The following is a 2,759-nucleotide window of genomic DNA, read 5'->3' as shown; positions in this document are numbered from 1 at the left end:
GTTAATTTCATAATAAAAATACCCCAAAAGTTAGATTTTTTCTGTCTAACTTTTGGGGTGCAGTACATCAACACCTGATACTATGCGTTTTTCTGATTTTTAGGACTTTTGACTCAGTCTCTTTTTGTTTTATTTGACATGTTTGGCAAGTTCTTCTTGAGCCTTTTTATTAGACTCTTCTTTTTCTTTCATCCATTTTTCCTGAGCTTTTTGGTATTCATCTACAGTGACTGCCTTGTCTTGAATTTCAAGGTATTTATATAAGACTGGCTCACTTGTACCTTTATTTCCTGACAATGCAAATGGTATTGTAAATGGTACCATCTTAGACAAGATTGGACGCCCTGTACGAGATGTAGTTGGAATAATCAAAGCACTATCTGTCAGCCAAGCTTGGGCTGAAGCGTATTTATCATAGCGTTTAGCAACATCTGTAGCCTCATCACCAGCTTCAGTAACCAATTTTTCGTAGTCATATAGACCTACTTTTTTAGCAGCTACATTATCTTCCCCTGAGTCAAATCCTAAATATGTTTTAGTACTTTCTCCTACAGAAGGTTTGATAATATCAAGGTAGGTTGATGGATCGGCAAAATCAGGACCCCAACCGACATTATCTGATAAATCCCAGTCTTCGCCAGCAGCATTTTCAGCAAATAAAGTTACATTAAGCAATTCATCTTTTTGCAATTGTTGGATATCAATAACGACATTATCAGTTCCTAAAGTTGCTTCCAAGGATTGTTTCATAGATTGGACACGTTGAACTTTTGTAGTTGCTGTCTGGTCAACAGGCATATCTAGGTGAATTGGGAAAGTCACACCTTCTGCTTGTAAAGCGGACTTAGCCTTGGCAAATTCAGCCTTGGCTTTTTCTGGATTGTAGAGACCATCTTGTGAATCGGCCAGATTAACATCCTTCCATTCATCCCCATAGGTTACTAATTTTTCTTTGACCATATCGCCAAAGTTTTTCCCATCTGCTTGAACAAATGTTGGTGGCACAAAGAGATTACGCAAGATTTTGCTTGCTCCAGTTTCTCCATTCAACTGAGCGGCATAGGCTGTACGGTCAAATCCAAAGGCAATAGCCTGACGGAAATCCTTATTTAAGAGAGCCTTTTTAGTAGATGTCTTTTGTTCTTCGCTAGTCTTAGATGTGTATTTATAAGATTGACGGTCAATATTTGTCCCTACTAGATAAGTCGTAGAGTCTTGTTGAGTATAGACGATATTGTCTTTCATACTCTTCTCAAGCTCTGCGAAACTTGCACTTGTTGGATAAAGACGAGCTGCTGTAAGGCTACCATCTTTAAAGTTTTCTGCTGGTTTGCTGGTATCTTGCCCATCCCAGAATGACAATTTAACTTTGTCAATGTGCACATTGTCCTTATCCCAATAGTTCGGATTTTTCGCAAATTCAACGGAAGATTTGGTCACAATGGATTTCAACAAATAAGGACCGTTATACAAGAGACTACTTGGATCCGTAGCTTTGGCAAAATCATCCCCTTTTGAATTCAAAAACTCTTCATTAACTGGCGCAAGCACACCCATTGTTGTTTTGGAATTCCAAAAACTTTCAGGTTTGTTCAAGGTGTATTGGATTGTTTGGTCGTCAAGGGCTTTAATCCCGACTTGAGTGAAGTCTGTGATTTCACCTTTGGCATAGGCATCCAGACCTTTGATTGAATCCTGTACCAAGTAAAGGGCTTCTGCTTTCTTATCTGTTGCATATTTAAGTCCTGTTACAAAGTCCTGAGCCTTAACAGGAGCATACTCTTCTCCCTCAGATGTATACCACTTGGCATCCTGACGAATCTTATAAGTATAAGTCAAGCCATCCTTAGAAACTGACCAGTCTTCTGCCAATGAAGGAACAAGGTTCCCGTATTTATCATTTTCAAGCAATCCATCAATCACATTACTAGTAATCTCAGAAGTTGCTGCCTTACCAGTTGTCAAATAGTTGAGATTATCTGGATGTGTCTCGTAAGTAAATGCAAAGGTTTTTTCACCTTGAGCACCTGAACCCCCAGAACAAGCAGCTAAAACACCAACTGCTAATAAGGTTACTCCCGCAAGAGCCAATACTTTTCTTGTTTTCATAGTATTCTCCTTTGTTTTTTATTCATTATAGACTCTTTTTCAAGTCCTGTCAATAGAATTTTCTGAATTTTAAGAGTTATTTGTTATATTTGATATATTCTGAAAAATAAAATTGTTCATTTATGCCAAAAAAGCCAACAGAGATTCTCTTCTGATAACCAGAAAAGAATCTTGTTGACCTTCCTTCTAATACTCATCTACTTTCAAAAAGCATTCTAGTCCATCTCCGATTAACGATGGACTTTATCACCTCCTTCTCCAGTCCTTGTATAACATCTTGGAGTTGATTCATGACATCTTCCAAAGTTCGAAAGGCTTTATTCTTAAATCCACGTTTACGAATCTCTTTCCACACTTGTTCAATGGGGTTCATCTCTGGTGTGTATGGAGGAATAAAGGTAAAGCCAATATTAGTCGGAATCTTTAAGGTACTTGATTTATGCCATATGGCATTGTCCATAACGAGTAAAAGATAATCATCTGGATAAGCTTGTGAAAGCCCTTCTAAAAAGGCGTTCATCCACTCAGTATGACATCCACCAGCGATTAAGAAAAATGATTCGCCTGTATGGGCATCAACAGCTCCATAACAATAGCAAAATTCTCGTATATGGTGACTATGGACATGTGGACCTACTCCCATTGGAGCC

The 2,759-nt window shown here is 38.3% G+C and carries 2 protein-coding genes; both read right to left on the bottom strand.

Features of this window, described 5'->3' with window-relative positions:
- Positions 1-129: 129 nt before the first annotated feature.
- Positions 130-2,109, bottom strand: a complete 1,980-nt coding sequence (locus HT715_RS05030) for a peptide ABC transporter substrate-binding protein (RefSeq protein ID WP_119948137.1) — start codon at positions 2,107-2,109, stop codon at positions 130-132.
- Between the two features lie 193 nt (positions 2,110-2,302).
- Positions 2,303-2,759: IS630 family transposase (locus HT715_RS05025; RefSeq protein ID WP_172922845.1), on the bottom strand; the 457-nt coding region annotated here is incomplete at its 5' end.

Source organism: Streptococcus sp. 4155 (assembly GCF_013276695.1).
GTDB lineage: Bacteria > Bacillota > Bacilli > Lactobacillales > Streptococcaceae > Streptococcus > Streptococcus pseudopneumoniae.
This window is presented reverse-complemented; position numbering and strand designations above follow the sequence as displayed.

Coding starts and splice junctions, on each gene's coding strand:
- HT715_RS05030 (WP_119948137.1), bottom strand. CDS start 2,109: ATGAAAACAAGAAAAGTATTGGCTCTTGCGGGAGTAACCTTATTAGCA.